The organism is Micromonospora globispora, from assembly GCF_003857015.1.
Taxonomy (GTDB): Bacteria; Actinomycetota; Actinomycetes; order Mycobacteriales; family Micromonosporaceae; genus Micromonospora; species Micromonospora globispora.
Window position 1 is genome coordinate 25,718 of sequence record NZ_QGGF01000251.1, and the last position, 19,433, is coordinate 45,150.

A 19,433-nucleotide genomic window follows, 5' to 3' on the forward strand; every position below is an offset into this window, starting at 1 on the left:
AGCAGAGCCATGTTTCAGCAGTGGGCGCTGTGAGTGGGGTCACCGACGCCTGGATGACGGGAGCCTAGGAACCTCGGCTCATGCCTGTCCAAATCCAATGGAGCATCAATTGATACCTTCTTGACATGGCGTTCACGCTGGAGCAACTTCGCGGTTTCGTGGCCGTAGCCGACGAGCTGCACTTCGGCCGCGCGGCCGCCCGGCTGCAGATGACGCAGCCACCCCTGAGTCGTCAGATCCAGAAGCTCGAACGGGTGGTGGGTGCCCAGCTGCTGGAACGGGACAACCGCCGGGTCACCCTCACGGCGGCGGGCACGGCGTTCCTGGTCGAGGCCCGCCGCCTGCTCATTCTCGCCGACTCGGCACCGGAGCTGGCCCGGCGGGTCTCGTCCGGGGCCAGCGGCGTGGTCCGGATCGGCTTCACGGCCGCGTCGGCGTACGGGGTCCTCGGAGAGCTGCTCAACGACCTGAGCCGCGAGCTGCCCGACGTCGACGTCGACCTGACCGAGATGGTGACCCGCGAGCAGGTGGCCGGCCTACTCAAGGAGGAGGTCGACCTCGGGCTGGCCCGTCCGCCCTTCGACGAGGAGGCCTTCGGCTCGCGGCTGCTGCACCGGGAGGCGCTGCTCGTCGCCGCGCCCGTGGGTCACCGGCTGCTCGACCTGGGCCGGCCGGCGACGGCGGCGGACCTGGCGGGCGAGCCCGTCGTCATGCACTCGCCGACCAAGGCCAAGTACTTCTACGACCTGGTCGCGGGCGTCGTACCGATCGCCGCCGAGAACACCGTGCACACCGTGAGTCAGGTGCTCACCATGCTCTGGCTCGTGGCAGCCGGTCGTGGAGTCGCGTTCGTTCCCGCGTCCGCCGCCCGCCTGCCCATCGAGGGGGTGGGGTTCGTCCGGCTGGAGACACCCACACCCGAGCCGGTCGAGCTCCACCTGCTGTGGGCCAGGAGCTCGAAGAACCCGGCCCTGTGGCGGGCGCTCGCCGTGCTGGAGCAGCGAGACACGGTCTTGTGATACCTGGCAGGTATCGCTCAATGCGGAAGTGCTCTTGGACATGCATCGTCGGCGGTTCTTACCGTGACCCCGACCAACGTCCGCGCCGTCGCTCACCGCGGCGCGGACCCGCCGGACCCAAGGACACGATCACCGTGACGCTGCTGCCCCCGGACGTTCTCGCTGACCGGCTGAAGTCGGGCCTGCTCTCCTTCCCGGTCACCCACTTCGACGCCGACCTGCAGTTCGACGAGGCCCGGTACCGCGAGCACCTGGCCTGGCAGGCCAGCTTCGGCGTCGCCGGCCTGTTCGCCGCCGGCGGCACCGGCGAGGGTTTCTCCCTCACCTCGGCCGAGCTGGACCGCGTCGTGCGGGTGGCCGTCGACGAGGTGGCCGGCCGGGTTCCCGTCATCGCACCGGCCACCGGAGGCACCGCCGTCTCCGTCGCCCAGGCGCAGGCCGCCCAGGCCGCCGGCGCCGACGGCGTGCTGCTGTTCCCGCCGTACCTCACCGAGGCGAGCCAGAAGGGCCTGGTTGAGCACATCAGTGCCGTATGCCGGGCGACCGACCTGGGCGTCATCGTCTACAGCCGCGCGAACGCCGTGCTCACCGACGTCACCGTCGCCGAGATCGCCGACCGCAACCCCAACCTGATCGGCCTCAAGGACGGCGTCGGCGACATCGAGCAGATGACCCGCACCTACGCCCGGGTCGGTGACCGGCTGATCTACGTGGGTGGGCTGCCGACCGCCGAGACGTTCGCGCTGCCGCTGCTCCAGCTCGGCGTGAGCACGTACTCCTCCGCGCTGTACAACTTCCTGCCGGAGTTCGCGCTCCGGTTCTACGCCGCCGTACGCGCCCAGGACCGGCCGGCGGTCTACCAGATGCTCACCGACTTCGTGATCCCGTACCTGGAGATCCGCGACCGTTCCAAGGGCTACGCGGTCTCCATCATCAAGGCCGGCCTGACCGCGGTCGGGCGCAACGGGGGCCGGGTCCGACCCCCGCTGTCGGACCTGACCGAGACCGAGCTCGCCGAGCTGACCACCCTGGTCGAGAAGATCTCCTGACCAGCCCATCGCAACCGAGAGGACAGGGATGACCGGCCGCACCCCGACCGTGGCCCGTGTCGAGGCGGTGCCCGTCGCCGGGTACGACAGCATGCTGCTCAACCTCAGCGGCGCGCACGGGCCCTTCTTCACCCGCAACATCGCCATCGTCACCGACAGCGAGGGGCGGATCGGCGTCGGCGAGGTGCCGGGCGGCGAGGCGATCCGCCGGACCATCTCGGACGCCGGCGAGCTGCTCACCGGGCAGCCGGTCGCCCAGTTCGGCCGGCTGCTGCGCGCGGTGGCCGACCAGTTCGCCGACCGCGACGCCGGCGGGCGCGGGCTGCAGACCTTCGACCTGCGCACCACTGTCCACGCGGTGACCGCGCTGGAGTCGGCGCTGCTCGACCTGCTGGGTCAGCACCTCGGCGTGCCGGTGGCGGAGCTCCTAGGCGACGGGCAGCAGCGGGACACCGTCCCGATGCTCGGCTACCTCTTCTACATCGGTGACCGCCGCTCCACCGACCTGCCCTACCGCACCGAGGCCGAACCGGCCGACGACTGGGAGCGGCTGCGCCGGGAACCGGCGCTGACCCCCGACGCGGTCGTGGCGCTCGCCGAGGCGGCGCAGGCCCGCTACGGGTTCACCGACTTCAAGCTCAAGGGCGGCGTGTTCGCCGGCGAGCAGGAGGTCGCCGCGGTCCGCGCCCTCGCCGAGCGGTTCCCGCAGGCCCGGATCACGCTCGACCCGAACGGCGGCTGGCTGCTCGCCGAGGCCGTCGAACTCTGCCGCGACCTGCACGGGGTGCTCGCCTACGCCGAGGACCCGGTGGGCGCCGAGGGCGGATTCTCGGGCCGCGAGGTGATGGCGGAGTTCCGGCGGGCCACCGGGCTGCCGACGGCCACCAACATGATCGCCACGGACTGGCGCCAGCTCGCCCACGCGGTCCGGTCGAACGCGGTCGACATCCCGCTCGCCGATCCGCACTTCTGGACGATGCGCGGCTCGGTCCGCGTCGCCCAGCTCTGCCACGACTTCAACCTCACCTGGGGTTCCCACTCCAACAACCACTTCGACATCTCGCTGGCGATGTTCACCCAGGTCGGCGCGGCCGCACCGGGCGAGATCACCGCGCTGGACACGCACTGGATCTGGCAGGACGGGCAGGCGCTCACCCGCGCGCCGCTGCAGATCCGGGACGGGCGGATCGCCGTACCCACCGCACCCGGGCTCGGCGTGGAGCTGGACCGCGACGCGCTGGCGGCGGCGCACGAGCTGTACCTGGAGCACGGCCTCGGCGCCCGGGACGACGCGGTGGCGATGCAGTACCTCGTCCCCGGCTGGGCGTTCGACCCCAAGCGCCCCTGCCTGGTCCGCTGACCCGCTGCTTTCTGACGAAGGAGAGACATGACCACCGCCCCCGCAGTCCTCGACCGGATCGACTCGGTGACCCTCTCGTCCGTCACCCTCCCGCTGCCCACCGGGATCAGTGACGCGAAGGTCCTCACCGGCCGGCAGCGGCCGATGACGGAGGTCGCGTTCCTCTTCGCCGAGATCCGTACCGAGGCCGGGCTCGAGGGCGTCGGCTTCAGCTACTCGAAGCGGGCCGGCGGGCCGGCGCAGTTCGCACACGCCCGGGAGGTGGCCCCGGACCTGATCGGCGAGGACCCAAGCGACATCGGCCGCCTCTGGACGAAGCTCGTCTGGTCCGGCGCGTCGGTGGGGCGCAGCGGGGCCGCCACCCAGGCCCTCGCGGCGATCGACGTCGCGCTCTGGGATCTCAAGGCGAAGCGCGCCGGGTTGCCGCTGGCCAAGCTGCTGGGTGCGTACCGCGACTCGGTCCGCTGCTACAACACCTCGGGCGGCTTCCTGCACGAGTCGATCGAGCAGGTGCTGGAGAACGCGACCCGCACCCTCGAGTCCGGCGTGGGCGGTATCAAGATCAAGGTGGGTCAGCCGGACTCGGCGGAGGACCTGCGCCGGGTGCGCAAGGTGCGGGAACACCTCGGTGACGGCGTTCCGTTCATGGTCGACGCCAACCAGCAGTGGGACCGGCCGACCGCCATGCGGCTCGGCCGGTCCCTGGAGGAGTTCGGCCTGGTCTGGATCGAGGAGCCGCTGGACGCGTACGACGCGGAGGGGCACGCGCAGCTCGCCCGGTCGCTGGACACCGCCGTGGCGACGGGCGAGATGCTGACCAGCGTCGCGGAGCACTACGAGCTGATCCGCGTCGGCGCGGTGGACATCCTCCAGCCCGACGCCCCCCGCATCGGCGGCATCACCCAGTTCCTGAAGCTCGCCACGCTGGCCGACCACAGCAACCTGCAGCTGGCTCCGCACTTCGCGATGGAGATCCACGTGCACCTGGCGGCCGCGTACCCGCACGAGCCGTGGGTGGAGCACTTCGACTGGCTGTACCCGCTGTTCAACGAGCGCCTGGAGACCCGCGGCGGGCGCATGTACATCTCGGACCGGCCGGGTCTGGGCATCACCCTCAGCGAGCAGGCCCGCGCCTGGACCGTGGACCGGGTGGAGATCGCCGCGCCCCGCTGAACCACCCATCGCCAGCACTGGAGGAACCCCTGATGGCCGCAGTCCTCAGCATCGACCCCCGCACCGGTGAGGCGGTCGAGGAGGTCGCGCAGGAGACGACCACCACCGAGGTGGACCGGCTCTGCGCCGCCGCCCTCGCCGCAGCCCCCGGCCTGGAAGCGCTCGGCCGGGGCGGACGGGCGGCGTTGCTGCGCGCGCTCGCGGACGCGCTCGAAGCCCGGCGGGAGGACGTCGTCGCCGTCGCGGACCGGGAGACCGCGCTGGGCCCGACCCGGCTGAACGGGGAACTCACCCGCACCTGCTACCAGCTGCGCCTGTTCGCCGAGGTCCTGGACGAGGGCAGCTACCTCGAGGCGACCATCGACCACGCCGGCGACACCCCGATGGGCCCCCGCCCCGACCTGCGCCGGATGCTCGTGCCGATCGGCCCGGTCGCCGTGTTCGGCGCCAGCAACTTCCCGCTGGCCTTCTCCGTACCCGGCGGCGACACCGCCTCGGCGCTCGCGGCCGGCTGCCCGGTCGTCGTCAAGGCGCACGGGTCCCACCCCGCCACGTCGCAGCTGGTCTTCGACGTCCTCGAGGCGGCGGCGCGCAAGGCCGGCGCCCCGGACGGCACGCTCGGCCTGGTCCACGGCGTACCGGCCGGTGCCGACCTCGTCGCACACCCGGCGATCCGCGCCGTCGGCTTCACCGGCTCGGTCAGCGGCGGCCGCGCGCTGCTGGAGATCATCGAACAGCGCCCCGACCCGGTGCCGTTCTTCGGTGAGCTGAGCAGCCTCAACCCGGTCGTCGTCACGCCGCAGGCGGCCGCCGAGCGCGGCACGACGATCGGCACCGAACTCGTCGGCTCCTTCACCCTCGGCGGCGGACAGTTCTGCACCAAGCCCGGCCTGGTGTTCGTGCCGGCCGGCCCCGACGGCGACTCGGTGGTCGACGCCATGGCCGGGGCGGTCGGGTCGACGGCGGCGCCGGTGCTGCTCAACGAGGGCATCGCCACCGCGTACGGCCGCATCGCCGGCGGTCTCGCCGACGCGCCGGGCGTCGAGGTGCTGGCCCGTGGGGCGGAGCCGGACGGGACCGGCTTCCAAGCGGCGCCGCTGCTGCTGGTGACGTCGGCGCGGGAGCTGCCGGAGCAGGTCACCGAGGAATGCTTCGGGCCGGTCTCGGTGGTGGCCCGCTACGACGGTCCGGTCGAGCTGTTCGGCGCCCTGGCGGCCATGCCCTCGTCGCTGACCGCGACGGTGCTGCGGGGCCAGGGCGAGACGGAGCTGCCGCTGGCGGTCTCCGAGGCGTTGCGCCCGCGGGCCGGCCGGCTGATCTACGACGCCTACCCGACGGGCGTGGCCGTCTCCTGGGCCCAGCACCACGGTGGACCGTGGCCGTCGACCAACTCGCAGCACACCTCGGTCGGCACGACCGCGATCCGGCGGTTCCTGCGCCCGGTGACCTGGCAGGGGGCGCCCGCCGACCTGCTGCCGCCGGAGTTGACCGACGACTACCGCGACATCCCGCGGCGCATCGACGGCGTCCTGGAACTGCCTCGATGACCAGGAGTTCCGCGCCGGCGCCGTCGGTCGCCCACGGGCGACCGGCGGCCGGGCCCGCCCCGGTGCGGTGAGCCGCGCAGCGGCGGGCACGGCCGGGTGAACGGGGTCATCGGCGGCTTCGCCGCCCTGGTCGCGGTGATCGCCGTCGGCTGGGTCGTCGGCAGGACGGGCACGTTGGGTCCGGACGCCGGTGGGGTGCTTTCACGGTTGTCCTACTTCGTGGCCACGCCCGCCCTGCTGCTGCTCACGCTCGCGAAGGCGGACCCGGCGGCGCTGCTGTCGGCCGCCCTCGTGGCGACCGCGGGGAGCGCGATGCTCAGCGCGCTGCTGTACGTGGCGGTGGCCCGGTGGCGCTGGCGGCCGTCGCCCGCCCGGCTGGCGACCGGTGCGCTCGCCTCGTCGTACGTCAACGCGGGCAACCTGGGCGTCCCCATCTCGGTGTACGTCCTCGGCGACGCGTCGTTCGTGGCGCCGGTGCTGCTGTTCCAGGTGCTGGTCATGGCCCCGGTGGGGCTGGCCGTGCTCGCCGGCTCGCACACCGCGGGCGAGGCCCGGCCGGGCTGGCGGCTGCTCACCCAGCCGCTCCGCACGCCGGTGGTGGTGGGCTGCGGCCTGGGCGTGCTGGTCGCGGCAACCGGCGTGGACCTGCCGTCGCTGGTGCGGGAACCGGTCGAGCTCACCGCCGCGCTGGCGGTTCCGGCGGCGTTGCTCGCGTACGGCATGAGCCTGCACGGCGCGCCCCGCCCTGCGTCCGGTGACCGAGCGCCCCGGGTGTGGCTGGCCGTGGCGCTCAAGACCCTTGCCCAGCCCGCCCTGGCCTACGCGCTCGGTCGGTGGGTCGCCGGCCTCTCGGGGGTGGCGTTGCTGGCGGTCACCGTCACCTCGGCCCTGCCGACCGCACAGAACGTGTTCGTCTACGCCTCGTCCTACGACCGGGACACGCTGGTGGCGCGGGACGTTGTGCTGCTCAGCACCGTGCTGTCCGCTCCGGTGCTGGTCGGGATCGCCGTGCTGCTCGGCTGAGTGAGATGTCGTACGGGTATCGCCCCATGCCCGGCCGGACTTGGACAGGCATCGTCGGGGGCTCCTAGCGTGGAGGACGTGATCGTGGCGAGGAGCGGCCCGAGCGAGGACTGGGACGTCGTCCTCATCGGCGGCGGGATCATGAGCGCGACCCTCGGCGTCCTGCTCAGTGAGGTGCAGCCGGACTGGCGGATCGCCGTGGTCGAACGGCTCGACGAGGCCGGCCTGGAAAGTTCGCACGCGTGGAACAACGCCGGCACCGGCCACGCCGGGCTCTGCGAGTTCAACTACACGCCGCGGCGGCCGGACGGCACCGTGGACGTGTCGAGCGCCGTGCGCATCGGCGAGCAGTTCGTCGCCTCGCTGCTGTTCTGGGCCCGGCTCGTGGAGCGGGGGGCGCTCGGGCTGCCGGAGGCGTTCATCCGCTCGATCCCGCACCTCGGCCTCGGCCGCGGTACGGACGGTGTGGCGTACCTGCGGGCGCGGTGGGAGGCCCTGCGGGACCATCCGCTCTTCTCCGACCAGGAGTTCAGTGCCGACCCCGACGTCCTCGCCGGCTGGCTGCCGCTGATGTTCCACGGCCGGGCCGGGAACGAGCCGGTCGCGGTCACCCGCTCGGCGCAGGGCACCGACGTCGACTTCGGCGTCCTCACCCGGCAGCTGCTGTCGGCGCTAGACCGACGGGGCGGGGTCGTGCACACGCGCCAGGAGGTCACCTCCCTACGCCGGGACGGGGAGAGCTGGGTGGTGCGGGTCCGCGACCGCAGGACGGGGAGTCGCCGGCGGCTGCGGACCCCGTACGTCTTCGTCGGGGCCGGGGGTGGGACGCTGCCGTTGCTGCAGTCGGCCCGGGTGCCGGAGATCCGGCGGTACAGCGCCTTCCCGATCAGTGGCCAGTTCCTGCGGACCGACCGGCCTGAGCTGGTGGCGGCCCACCGGGGAAAGGTGTACGGGCATGCTGCTCCGGGCACGCCGCCGATCTCGGTGCCGCATCTCGACCTGCGGGTGGTCGACGGGCGCGAGGCGCTGCTCTTCGGACCGTTCGCGGCCTTCTCGCCCCGTTTCCTCACCCGGGGCCGGCTGACCGACCTGCTGCGGTCGGTCCGGCCCAGCAACCTCCCCGTCCTGTTGGCGGCGGCCCGGGACAACCGCTCGCTGGTCGCCTACCTGCTCCGGCAGGTGACCCAGTCCCCCGCCGCCCGGATGGCCGCGCTGCGCCGGTTCGTGCCGTCGGCGCGGGCGGACGGCTGGACGCTCATGACGGCCGGACAACGCGTTCAGGTGCTCAAGAAGACCGGGGGCCGGGGCACACTGGTCGGCTTCGGCACCGAGATCGTCACCTCGGCGGGGGGCTCGCTGGCCGCCCTGCTCGGCGCCTCCCCCGGCGCCTCGACCGCCGTGTCGACGATGCTCGACGTGCTCGCGGCGAGCTTTCCCGAGCGCATGCCGGAGTGGACGGAGCGGCTGGACCGGCTCGCGCCATCGACGCAGGCGATGCGGCAGTTCGACCCCGACCGGCTCCGCGACGCGGTGACGCAGGCCCGCCGGGTGCTCGGCCTGGTGCCGGTGCAGACCACGGTCCACCAGAAGGGAGCAGCAGCCTCGTGACCGCGGACCTCATCGGCCGGCTGCGGGAGGTGGTCGGGCCCGCCGGCGTGCTGAGCGACCCGGCGGATCTGGCGGGCTACCTCAGCGACTGGCGCAACGCGTACACCGGGACCGCCGCGGCCGTGGTGCGGCCCGGCAGCACCGAGGAGGTCGCCGGCGTCGTCGCCCGATGTTGCGAAGCGGGGGTCGTGGTGGTGCCGCAGGGCGGCAACACGGGGCTGTGCGGCGGGGCCGTCCCGGACTCGTCCGGCCGTCAGGTGGTGCTCTCCCTGACCCGCATGCGACGCATCCGCGACCTCGACGCCGCCAACCAGACCGTCACCGTGGAGGCCGGTGCGGTGCTGCGGTCGGTGCAGGAGGCCGCAGCCGCCGCCGGCCTGCTCTTCCCGCTCTCCCTGGGCGCGGAGGGAAGCTGCACGATCGGCGGCAACCTGGCCACCAACGCGGGCGGGACCGGCGTGCTGCGCTACGGAACGATGCGCGACCTGACCCTCGGGCTGGAGGTGGTGCTCCCCGACGGGCGGATCTGGAACGGGCTGCGCGGGCTGCGGAAGGACAACACCGGCTACGACCTCAAGCAGGTGTTCATCGGCGCGGAGGGCACGCTGGGGGTGATCACCGCCGCCGTGCTGAAGCTCTTTCCCGCCGTGCGGAGCCGGGCGACCGCGTGGGCGGCGCTGCCGGACCCGCAGGCGGCGGTCGACCTGATCGGCGTCCTCCGGGAACTCGCCGGCGACCGACTGACCGGCTTGGAGCTGATGTCCCGGCGCAGCGTGGAGTTCGTGCTGCGCCATTCGGCGGGCGCGCGCGACCCGTTCGGCGACCCCCACCCCTGGTACGCGCTCGTGGAGCTGAGCGACACCCTGCCCGTCGCCGGTCTCGACGCGGTGATCGAGTCGGCGCTCGGGGAGGCGTTCGAGCGGGGCGTGGTGCTGGACGCGGTCGTCGCCTCGAGCTCCGCGCAGGCCGCCGCGCTCTGGGGCCTGCGCGAAGGCATCTCCGTGGCGCAGAACCACGAGGGACCCAGCCTCAAGCACGACGTGAGCGTGCCGATCAGTCGGATCCCGGCGTTCGTGGAACGCACCGACCGGGCACTGGAGGCGGCCGTCCCGGGCATCCGGATCGTGACGTACGGCCACATCGGCGACGGGAATCTGCACTACAACCTCAGCAAGCCGGTGGGTGGCGACGACGACGAGTTCCGGGCGCGAGCCGGTGCCCTCGCCCGGGTCATCTACGACTCGACCTGTGCGTTCGACGGCAGCATCAGCGCGGAGCACGGGCTGGGCCAGTCGAAGCGGGAGATCGTCGCCGACTACAAGGACAGTCACGAGCTGGACCTGATGCGGGGACTCAAGCAGCTGTTCGATCCGCGGGGGCTGATGAACCCCGGAAAGGTGCTGCCGGGGCTGTAAGGAGCGTCACGCCGGTCGATCCTTCCACCTGTGCGTCGGCTGGGAGTACCGTCGCCAGGCGATGACCAACGTCTGGTACCTCACCGTTCGCCTGTATGTCGACCTCCGACTGCAGGCCAGCGGCGTCTGTCCGGCGCAGCCTCGTTCCTGACGCTGCCCCGTACCGACCGCTTCCGACAGACCTTGGACACATCCTCATGGCTTCCGCCCTGCGCAAGATCCCCTTTTCCGTGCAGATCCTGCTCGGCCTCGTGCTCGGCGTGGCGCTCGGCTTCCTCGCCCGCGCCAACGACCTCGCCTGGCTGACCAGCACCCTCGACACCGTCGGCCACCTCTTCGTCCAGCTGCTCAAGCTGGCCGTACCGCCGCTGGTGTTCACCGCGATCGTGGTCAGCGTGGTCAGCCTGCGCGGCGTCGCCAACGCCGCCCGGCTGGCGGTGAAGACGCTGCTCTGGTTCGGCATCACCGCCCTGATCGCGGTCAGCATCGGCATCGGCCTCGGCCTGCTCACCGACCCCGGCAAGGGCGTCACCCTCGACCTGTCCGGCGCGGCCGCGCCGAAGAAGACCGGCTCCTGGACCGACTTCCTCACCGGCATCGTGCCGACCAACCCGGTCGGCGCGTTCGTCGAGGGCAACGTGCTGCAGATCGTCTTCCTCGCCCTGGTGGTCGGCGCCGCCGCGCTGCTCATCGGCGAGGCCGCCGAGCCGTTCGTGGCGCTCAACCGCTCGCTGCTCGCCATCGTGCAGAAGGCGCTCTGGTGGGTGATCCGGCTCGCCCCGATCGGCACGCTCGGCCTGATCGGCAACGCCGTCGCCTCGTACGGCTGGGACCTGCTCGCCCCGCTCGCGAAGTTCACCACCGCCGTGTACGTCGGCTGCGCGATCGTGCTCTTCGTCGTGTACCCGGTGCTGCTGGTGGCGGCCGGCCGGCTCAACCCGCTGCGCTTCTTCGCCGGCGCCTGGCCGGCCATCGAGCTGGCCTTCGTCTCCCGCTCCTCGGTGGGCACCATGCCGGTGACCCAGCGCTCCGTCGAGCGGCTCGGCGTTCCCCGCGAGTACGCCTCCTTCGCGGTGCCGTTCGGCGCCACCACGAAGATGGACGGCTGCGCGGCGGTCTACCCGGCCCTGGCCGCGATCTTCGTGGCGCAGGTCTTCGGCATCCACCTGGGCGTCACCGACTACCTGCTGATCGCCTTCGTCTCCGTGGTCGGCTCGGCCGCGACCGCCGGCCTGACCGGCGCGATCGTGATGCTCACCCTGACCCTGAGCACGCTGGGCCTGCCGCTGGCCGGCGCCGGCCTGCTGCTGGCGATCGACCCGATCCTGGACATGATCCGGACCGCCACCAACGTGGCCGGCCAGGCCGTCGTGCCGACCATCGTCGCCGCCCGCGAGGGCACCCTCGACCGGTCCGCGTACGACTCGGCCGGCAAGCGTGACCTGGTCGACGCCGACGAGACCGAGCGGCCGACCCGGTCCGCCGACGAGCTGGCTCCCGTCCCCGCCTGACACCGCTGAAAGAGGAGGGCCCCACGCCTGGGCCCTCCTCTTTCGCTGGAGGAGGATCACCACATGAGTGCCCTGTTCACCCCGCTCACCCTGCGCGGCGTCACGCTCCCCAACCGGATCGCCATGGCTCCGATGTGCCAGTACAGCGCCGGTCCGGACGGCCTGCCCACCGACTGGCACCGGATCCACCTCGGCTCCCGGGCGGTCGGCGGCGCCGGGCTGATCATCACCGAGGCCACCGCGGTGGTGCCCGAAGGTCGGATCAGCCCGCAGGACACCGGGCTCTGGTCCGACGCGCACGTCGACGCGTGGCGACCGATCACCGCGTTCATCGCCGCGCAGGGCGCGGTGCCGGCCGTGCAGCTCGCGCACGCCGGGTTCAAGGCGTCCACGTACCGGCCCTGGGCCTCCCGTCGCGGCGGCGTGCCGGACGCGGAGGGCGGCTGGACGCCGGTTAGCCCCGGCACCGAGCCGTTCCTCCCCGACTACCGCCGGCCCAGCGCGCTGGACGAGGCCGGGATCGCGGCCGTGGTGGAGGCGTTCGCGGTCGCCGCCACCCGCGCGCTCGACGCCGGCTTCGCCGCCGTGGAGATCCACGCCGCGCACGGCTACCTGCTGCACGAATTCCTCTCCCCGCTGACCAACCACCGCCAGGACGGCTACGGCGGCGACCGGGCCGGACGGATGCGGCTCACCCTGGAGGTGGCCCGGGCGGTCCGGGCCGCGGTCGGCGAGTCGGTGCCGGTGCTGATCCGGATCTCCGCCACCGACTGGGTCGACGGCGGCTGGACGGTCGAGGACAGCGTGGTGCTCGCCGGCGAGCTGGCCGCCGCCGGGGTGGACCTGGTCGACGCCTCGTCCGGCGGCGCGGCGGCCCGGGCCAGCGTCCCGGTCGGCCCCGGCTACCAGGTGCCGCTGGCCACCCGGATCCGGCGGGACGCCGGCGTGCTCACCGGCGCGGTGGGCCTGATCGTCGAGCCGGAGCAGGCCGAGCAGATCGTCGCCGGCGGCGAGGCCGACCTGGTGCTGCTGGGCCGGGAACTGCTCCGCGACCCGTACTGGCCCCGCCGGGCCGCCGCCAAGCTGAGCGCCGAGCCCGGCTGGCCGGACCAGTACCTCCGCGCCTTCTAACCCCCCGCCCGGCCCGCCGGTCGGCGTTGATCATGGAGTTGGCGGCACGATCTGCCCGTGTTGCCCCCGCCAACTCCATGATCACCGGGCAGAGGCGGCGGGGCGGGGCCGGCGGGGCGGCTCAGCCCGCCAGGTGGGCCCAGCGCTCCTCCAGGTCGCGCCACGGGCCCTGCGCGGCCACCGTCCCGTCCACCAGCACCACCACATGGTCCGCACGGACCAGCGCGGCCCGCTTGGACGTCGACCCGACCACGGTCACCCCGTGCTCGCGCAGCGCCGACCAGAGCGCGAGCTCGGTGGTGACGTCCAGCGCGGACGACACGTCGTCGGCGATCAGCAGCTCGGTACGCGGGGCCAGCGCCCGGGCCAGCGCCAGCCGCTGGAGCTGCCCGCCCGAGAGCCGGGTCCCCTTGTGCCCGATGAGCAGCCCGAGCCCGCCGCCCGCCGCGGCCAGGTCGTGCTCCAGCTGGGCGGTGGAGACCGCACCAGCGGCGTCCACGTCGTGTCCGAGGGCGATGTTGTCGGCCACCGTGCCGGAGAGCACCCGGGGCAGTTGGCCCACGTACCCGACCTGGTTGGGGCGGAGGAACAGCTCCGGCTCGGTGACCGGCTCACCGTTCCAGCGCAGGGCGCCGGCGTGGTGGACGATCCCCGCGAGGGCCCGCAGCAGCGATGACTTGCCCGAGCCGACCGGCCCCACGACCAGCACCAGCTGTCCCCGTTCGACGGTCAGGTCGACGTCCCGGACGGCCAGCGTCCCGTCGGTGTGCAGCGCCCCGAAGCCGGCCAGGTCCAGCCGGCGCAGCGGGTGCCGCGGTGGCGGCTCCGGCGCGGGCGCGGTCCCGGCGGCCAGGTCCACCCCGGGCACCGACGCCGAGTAGCGGCCGATCCCCGTCATCGCCACCGTCCGCCGGGTCCACACCCGGGCCGACGGGTAGTGCGAGACCAGCGAGGCGGTGGTCCAGGCGAACCAGCGGGCCGCGCCGAGGGTGGAGACCGCCACCAGCGTGGCGCCGGCGGAGAGGCCACCGGCCAGGTAGAGCGCCCACGCCCCGATCGGCAGCAGCCCGCTCACCACCGACGGCGTGGATCGCGCCCACACCTGCATGGCGATCTCCCGGCGCTGCCGGTCGCTGCGGACCGTGTCCAGCGCGGCGAGATGGTCCAGCACCGGACGGGTGGCGCCGGCCAGCTTGACCGTACGGGCCGCGGAGAGCGAGGAGACCAGCGCGGTGGCGAACGCGGCCCGGGCCTTGACGGTGCCGCCGGCGGTCCGCTCCAGCCGCGGCCCGAACAGCGTCGCCGCCAGCCCGGAGACCAGCATCGTCCCGACGAAGAAGAGCGCCGGTACGAAGCTGCCGGTCACCGCGGTCATGGTGATCACGATCGCCAGCGAGATGAACTGGTCCATCAGGTTGTCGGCCAGCTGCACCACCCGGTCGGTGTCGCCGCCCTGGGCGACCACCTCAGCCGGGGTGTGGCCGCTGACCCGGCGCGGACCGGTCTGCCCGTGCACCAGGCGCAGGCTGATCCGCAGCATCTGCCGGATCCACCACTGCGGGAACCACAGGTTGGTCAGGTAGGGCAGCGGCAGGACGACCAGCAGCGCGGCCGCGATGCCGAGCGCCGGCAACCACGGGCTGCCGCCGTCGACCACCTCGGCCCAGAGCCACGGCAGCACCGCGCCGTCCAGCCCGAGCAGGGTCATCACGATGAAGATGCCGACCGAGACCAGCCCGTACCGCGGGTCGTTGGTGCCCAGCCGCAGGATCTCCCGCAGGGTCCGCGCGGGCGGCGGCGCGGGCAGCGGCGGCGGATCGGTCTTCGGTACGGCCACCGCGGCCGGCCGGGTCACCTCGACCGGCGCCGCCTCCGGCCCGATGTCGTCCCACGGCTCCCGCGGCCCGGGCAGCAGGTCAACCCCGCCCCGGGCGGCGCCGGCCGAGGCGTACGCGCTGGCGTGGCTGCTGGCCAGCAGCTCCGCGAAGCGGGCCGACTCGCGCAGCGGACCGGCCTCCAGCACCTCACCGTCGGCCATCATCACCACCTCGTCGCAGCGGCGCACCGACGAGAGCCGGTGGGCGATGACGATGCCGATCCGGTCGTCGAGCAGCCGTTCGGTGGCCTGCCGGACCCGGGTCTCGGTGACCGGGTCCAGCCGGGCGGTGGCCTCGTCGAGGATCACCACGTGCGGGTCGCGCACCAGGATCCGGGCGAACGCCACCAGTTGTTCCTGCCCGGCGGAGAGGACGTGCCCGCCCTCGCCGAGCTTCGTGTGCACGCCGTCGGGCAGCTCGGCGATCCAGCCGGCCAGCCCCAGCTCCTCCAGCGCCCGGGTGGCGTCGTCGAGCAGGTCGGGGTCGAAGAGCGCGACGTTCTCGGCGAGCGTGCCGGCCAGGATCTCGGTGCGCTGCGGCACCACGGCGATCCACCGGCGCAGCGCCTCGACGTCCAGATCCACCAGGTCGGTGTCGCCGAGGAAGACTGTGCCGCGTGGCACGTCCACCGCCCGGGTGAGCACCTTGGCCAGCGTCGACTTGCCGGAGCCGGTGCGGCCGACCAGGGCGTACGACCGGCCCCGGGCGAAGGTGAGCCGGATGTCGCGCAGCGCCGGCCCCCGGTCGTCGCCGCCGGACGGGTAGCGGAAGGTGAGCCCGCGGACGGTCAGGTCACCATCGGCCGGGGCGGCCCCGCCGGCCGGTTCCTGCCAGGCGTCCTGGAGCAGCTGCACCCGGGCCCAGGCGCCGAGCGCGTACTGGAGGTGCGGCACCCAGCGGGCGATGTGCTCGACGGTGGCGCCGAACGCGAGGGCGAGCAGCCAGATGGCGGTCAGCCGGGCGGCGTCGATCCGGCCGCCGGCCAGCGCCCACGCACCGGCGAGCACCACGGTGGCGATGCCGACCCGGATGGCGCCGGCGGAGATGGCGGTGACCCGGGCGGACATCCGGAACACCCGGCCACCCCGGGCGATCACCTCGGCGGCCCGTCGGGCGTAGAGGCGCAGCACGTACGGCCGGGCGAGGGTGGTGCGGACGTCGTCCTGGCCGTGCACCGCCTCCTCCATCACCGCGGCGAGATCCGACCAGGCCTCCTCCTCGGCCATCCGGGCCGGCGCGATCCGGGCGGTGGGGCGGCGCAGCACCCCGCCGAGGAGCGCGGTCAACAGGATCATCCCGACGCCCGCCGGCCACCAGACGATCAGGGCGCTGACCGTGGCGAGCAGGCAGACGGCGAGGCCCTGAACCAGCCGGACGCCGGTGTTCCGCATCTCGGCGGCGACCTGGTAGACGTCGTTGTCGATGCGGTCGAGCAGCTCGCCGACCGGGGTGGTCTCCAGGGTGGGCAGGTCCTGTCCGAGCGCCACCCGGCAGAGCCGGCGGCGGACGTCGGCGGACCAGTCGGCGGTGAGGCCGGCCATCAGCAGCCCGACCAGCAGGTCCGTGACCACGGCGGCGGCCAGCGCCACGGCCAGCGCGGTGAACCAGCCGGTGGACCGGTGCACCAGCACGGGACCGGCCAGCGCCGAGGCAGCCGCCTGACCGCCGGCGCCGAGCACGATCAGCAGGACCACCACGGCCATGCGGCGGGGCGCGGTCGCCCACAGGTCACGGAGCAGGCGCATCGGACATCCCCCGGCAGTCGATGGCGGAAGTCCCAGCCTGCTCTGTGCCCCCGGGGCCACTCAACGCATTTACGCCGTGCCGGTCAGGTCTGGGCGACCCGGCGGACGATGCCGAGCAGCGCCTCCTGCACGTCGTCGATCGGCCGGTCGGGCTGGAAGACCAGCCAGTCCACGGCCACCACCAGCCCGACGCCGAACAGCGCCGAGCTGGCGGTCCGGACGTCCAGGTCGGCCGGGAGGTCGCCGCTGGCCACCCCGGCCCGCACGGTCTCCGCGATCACCTCGATCGCCTCGCCGCGGAGCAGCCGCAGGGTCTGCTGCCACTCCCGGTTCGTCCGCCACATCTCCGACAGCAGCAGCTGGGCGAAGGCCCGGTAGCGGCGGATGTACTCCAGCTCGGTCCGGACCAGGGCGGCCAGCGCCTCCCGCGGCGGCAGCCCGGCCACCGCGGCCCGGAAGTCGGCGGTGAGCAGGCCGATGCCGTGCCGCAGCAGCTCCTCGAAGAGCACCGTCTTGGACTCGAAGTTGTAGTAGACGGTGCCCTTGGCCACCCCGGCCCGGGCCGCGATGTCGTCCACACTGGTGGCGGAGAAGCCCTGCTCGGCGATGAGTTCCACCGCCGCCACGAAGAGGCGCTGGCGGGTGTCCTCCCGCCGCCGCGACCGTCCGTCCGTCACTGGTCCTCCCCGTCGACCCGTCCGGCACGCGCCGGTGGGCCGGCCCGTGCCGGCGTCCGGTGTCAGCACTGTGCGGCCCATCAGCATCCTCACATGGTCAGTTCGGGGTGGAGCTTGGCCGGGGTGAGCCGGCGGGACCGGCGCGCCGCGCCGATGGTCAGCACCATCGCGCCCACGCCGAACGCGGCGAGGACGACCGCACCGGTGACCACCGGCCCGGCCGGCCCGCCGTTGATGGTGTGCCGGAGCCCGGCCACCACGTACGTCATCGGCAGCCACGGGTGGATCGCCTGGAAGAAGCCCGGTGAGGTCTGCACCGGGTAGGTGCCGCCGGAGGAGGTGAGCTGGAGCATCAGCAGGGCCAGCGCGGCCAGCCGGCCGGCGGGGCCGAGCGCCACGCCGAGCAGCTGCATGATCGCGGTGAACGAGAGCGAGGTCAGCACCAGCAGCCCGAGGGTGGCCACCGGGTGCACCGAATCCAGGCCGAGCACCAGGGTGACCACGGTGAAGAGCACCCCGGATTGGGCCAGCCCGATGGCCGCGGCGGGCAGCCAGCCGGCGAGTGCCACCCGCCAGCCGGGCGCGTCGGACATGACGTGCCGCCGGTTGACCGGGCGGAGCAGCATGTACGTGATCATCGCGCCGACCCAGAGCGCCAGGGCCAGGAAGTACGGGGCGAAGCCGACGCCGTACGAGCCCGCGGGGTGCTGCGCGTGGCGGATCAGGCCGACCGGGTCGCCGAGAATCTTGGAGCGGCTGTCCGCGTCGTGGTAGCCGGGCAGCTTCTCCGCCCCGGCGGCGAGCCCGTCGGCGAGGTCGCCGGCACCACCCTCGAGCGTGGTCAGTCCGGCGGCGAGCCGGTGGCTGCCGCTGCTGAGCTGGGCCAGGCCGCCGTCGAGCTGGCGCGCGCCGGTGGCGAGCCGGTAGAGCCCGCCACGGAGCTGGTCGGCGCCGTCGGCGGCGTCGCCGAGCCCGTCGCGGAGCCGGGCGCTGCCGTCGGCGAGGGTGGTCAGTCCGTTGGCGAGCTGGTCCACCTTGGCCCGGGCGGCGGCCACGTCGTCGGCCAGGTGCGGCGCGTCGGCGGCGATCTTCCGGGCGGTGGCGGCCACCTCGGTCATCTGCTTCTTCAGCGCGGCCAGGTCGGTGTCGTCGAGGGTGGACCGGACGGCCTTGGCGGCGGTGACCGCCTGGTCGGCGGCCTGCTGTGCGGCGATCACGCTCGGGTCGTCGGCCAGTTCGGGGTGGGCCGCGACGAGCGCGTCGAGCCGGTCGCGGACCTTCTCCGCCTGGGTCACCGCCTCGTCCGCCCTGGCCGGCAGGGCGTCGATGCCGTCGGCGAGCGACTGCGCGCCGTCGGCGATAGCGGTGGCGGAGCGCTGGATCGTCTGCGCGTTGTCCCGCAGCAGCGGCTCGATGCTGTCGGCGGCGCCGTCGACCCGGTTGGCGACGGCCCGGGTGGCGGTGGCCGCCTGTGCGGTGCCGTCGGCGATCTGCGCCGCGCCGGTCTGGAGCTGGTCGAGCCCATTGGCGAGCTTGTCCGCGCCCTGGGCGGATCGGTCGAGCCCGTTGGCGAGCTGCCCGGCGCCGTTCTCGGCGTCGTCCAACCCGTTGGCGATCTTTCCGGCGCCGTCCTGGGAGGTGCCGAGCCCGTCGGCGATCTTCCCGGCCCCGTCGGCGGCCCGGCCGGTCTCGGCCTTGGCGTCGGTGAAGCCGATCAGCATCTTGTCGAAGTACGACCCGGCGGCGCTCTCCGCGGCGGCGGCCCGGATCTCGCTGAACGCGGAGCGGGCGAGCAGGCCGGAGAGGTAGTTGGTGGCGTCGTCGTTGACCACCTTCAGCTCGCCGCGGCGGGCCGGCTGGTCCGGGTCGGGGCTGGCGGCGAGGCTGGCGGAGAAGTCCGCCGGGATGGAGAAGACCAGGTGGTAGCGGCCGCTGCGCAGACCGGCGGTGGCGTCGGCCGGGTCGGTGACCGTCCAGCCGAAGACCTTGCGGTCGAGCAGTTCGTCGGTGAGGTCCTGACCGGCGTGCACCTCGGTGCCGTCGCCGGCCTTGGCCGGCCGGTCGGCGTTGACCAGGGCCACCGGGATGCGGTTTAGGTTCCCGTACGGGTCCCAGAAGGCGTAGAGGTAGAGGGCTCCGTAGAGGAGCGGGATGACGGTGAGGACGGCGAGCGCGGCGCGCGGCAGCCGGCCCCGGGTCATCCGGCGCAGCTCGAAGAGCGCGAGACGAATGACACTCATGCGGTCACCTCGGGGGTCTGGTCCTGCGCCGCCGACCGGGGGGCGACGAGGGCGGGGA

The 19,433-nt window shown here is 73.5% G+C and carries 13 protein-coding genes; 10 read left to right on the plus strand and 3 right to left on the minus strand.

Annotated elements, in window-relative coordinates; translation table 11 throughout:
- Positions 1-125 precede the first annotated feature (125 nt).
- From DKL51_RS11585 to DKL51_RS11630, 10 genes are all read left to right on the plus strand, one after another.
- Complete coding sequence (locus tag DKL51_RS11585; RefSeq protein ID WP_109944730.1) at positions 126-1,019, plus strand: LysR family transcriptional regulator; 894 nt, start codon at positions 126-128, stop codon at positions 1,017-1,019.
- Between the two features lie 134 nt (positions 1,020-1,153).
- Positions 1,154-2,068 (plus strand): 5-dehydro-4-deoxyglucarate dehydratase, encoded by a 915-nt coding sequence (kdgD, locus tag DKL51_RS11590; RefSeq protein ID WP_109944731.1) that lies wholly within the window; start codon positions 1,154-1,156, stop codon positions 2,066-2,068.
- A gap of 28 nt (positions 2,069-2,096) precedes the next feature.
- Positions 2,097-3,428, plus strand: a complete 1,332-nt coding sequence (locus DKL51_RS11595) for an enolase C-terminal domain-like protein (RefSeq protein ID WP_109944732.1) — start codon at positions 2,097-2,099, stop codon at positions 3,426-3,428.
- A 27-nt stretch (positions 3,429-3,455) separates the two neighbouring features.
- Positions 3,456-4,601: an L-talarate/galactarate dehydratase gene (locus DKL51_RS11600; protein WP_109944733.1), complete on the plus strand. Its 1,146-nt coding sequence runs from the start codon at positions 3,456-3,458 to the stop codon at positions 4,599-4,601.
- 32 nt (positions 4,602-4,633) lie between these two features.
- On the plus strand, positions 4,634-6,148 hold the full coding sequence (locus DKL51_RS11605; RefSeq protein WP_109944734.1) for an aldehyde dehydrogenase (NADP(+)): 1,515 nt from the start codon (positions 4,634-4,636) through the stop codon (positions 6,146-6,148).
- Between the two features lie 96 nt (positions 6,149-6,244).
- On the plus strand, positions 6,245-7,171 hold the full coding sequence (locus DKL51_RS11610) for an AEC family transporter (protein ID WP_109944735.1): 927 nt from the start codon (positions 6,245-6,247) through the stop codon (positions 7,169-7,171).
- A gap of 78 nt (positions 7,172-7,249) precedes the next feature.
- Positions 7,250-8,779, plus strand: coding sequence for a malate dehydrogenase (quinone) (gene mqo, locus DKL51_RS11615; protein WP_207783845.1), 1,530 nt, complete (start codon positions 7,250-7,252; stop codon positions 8,777-8,779).
- The gene (locus tag DKL51_RS11620) at positions 8,776-10,194 is read left to right on the plus strand and encodes an FAD-binding oxidoreductase (RefSeq protein ID WP_124812036.1); all 1,419 of its coding nucleotides are present in this window, start codon (positions 8,776-8,778) and stop codon (positions 10,192-10,194) included. Before mqo ends, DKL51_RS11620 begins: the two co-directional genes overlap by 4 nt.
- 209 nt (positions 10,195-10,403) lie before the next feature.
- Positions 10,404-11,705, plus strand: coding sequence for a dicarboxylate/amino acid:cation symporter (locus DKL51_RS11625; RefSeq protein ID WP_185734777.1), 1,302 nt, complete (start codon positions 10,404-10,406; stop codon positions 11,703-11,705).
- Between the two features lie 63 nt (positions 11,706-11,768).
- Positions 11,769-12,836, plus strand: a complete 1,068-nt coding sequence (locus DKL51_RS11630) for an NADH:flavin oxidoreductase/NADH oxidase (RefSeq protein ID WP_124812037.1) — start codon at positions 11,769-11,771, stop codon at positions 12,834-12,836.
- Between the two features lie 121 nt (positions 12,837-12,957).
- On the opposite strand, the gene DKL51_RS11635 is transcribed toward DKL51_RS11630, so the two are convergent.
- The 3 genes from DKL51_RS11635 to DKL51_RS11645 all read right to left on the minus strand — a co-directional run bounded on the left by DKL51_RS11635 (position 12,958) and on the right by DKL51_RS11645 (position 19,375).
- Positions 12,958-16,458 (minus strand): ABC transporter ATP-binding protein, encoded by a 3,501-nt coding sequence (locus DKL51_RS11635; protein WP_124812038.1) that lies wholly within the window; start codon positions 16,456-16,458, stop codon positions 12,958-12,960.
- Between the two features lie 83 nt (positions 16,459-16,541).
- Complete coding sequence (locus DKL51_RS11640; RefSeq protein ID WP_124812039.1) at positions 16,542-17,135, minus strand: TetR/AcrR family transcriptional regulator; 594 nt, start codon at positions 17,133-17,135, stop codon at positions 16,542-16,544.
- 89 nt (positions 17,136-17,224) lie between these two features.
- Positions 17,225-19,375, minus strand: a complete 2,151-nt coding sequence (locus DKL51_RS11645) for a YhgE/Pip domain-containing protein (protein ID WP_124812040.1) — start codon at positions 19,373-19,375, stop codon at positions 17,225-17,227.
- Positions 19,376-19,433: the final 58 nt, after the last annotated feature.

Bases quoted from the DNA above. Each gene is read 5' to 3' on its own strand.
- DKL51_RS11585 (WP_109944730.1), top strand. From the start codon at position 126: ATGGCGTTCACGCTGGAGCAACTTCGCGGTTTCGTGGCCGTAGCCGAC.
- DKL51_RS11595 (WP_109944732.1), top strand. From the start codon at position 2,097: ATGACCGGCCGCACCCCGACCGTGGCCCGTGTCGAGGCGGTGCCCGTC.
- DKL51_RS11600 (WP_109944733.1), top strand. From the start codon at position 3,456: ATGACCACCGCCCCCGCAGTCCTCGACCGGATCGACTCGGTGACCCTC.
- DKL51_RS11605 (WP_109944734.1), top strand. From the start codon at position 4,634: ATGGCCGCAGTCCTCAGCATCGACCCCCGCACCGGTGAGGCGGTCGAG.
- DKL51_RS11630 (WP_124812037.1), top strand. From the start codon at position 11,769: ATGAGTGCCCTGTTCACCCCGCTCACCCTGCGCGGCGTCACGCTCCCC.
- DKL51_RS11635 (WP_124812038.1), bottom strand. From the start codon at position 16,458: ATGCGCCTGCTCCGTGACCTGTGGGCGACCGCGCCCCGCCGCATGGCC.
- DKL51_RS11645 (WP_124812040.1), bottom strand. From the start codon at position 19,375: ATGAGTGTCATTCGTCTCGCGCTCTTCGAGCTGCGCCGGATGACCCGG.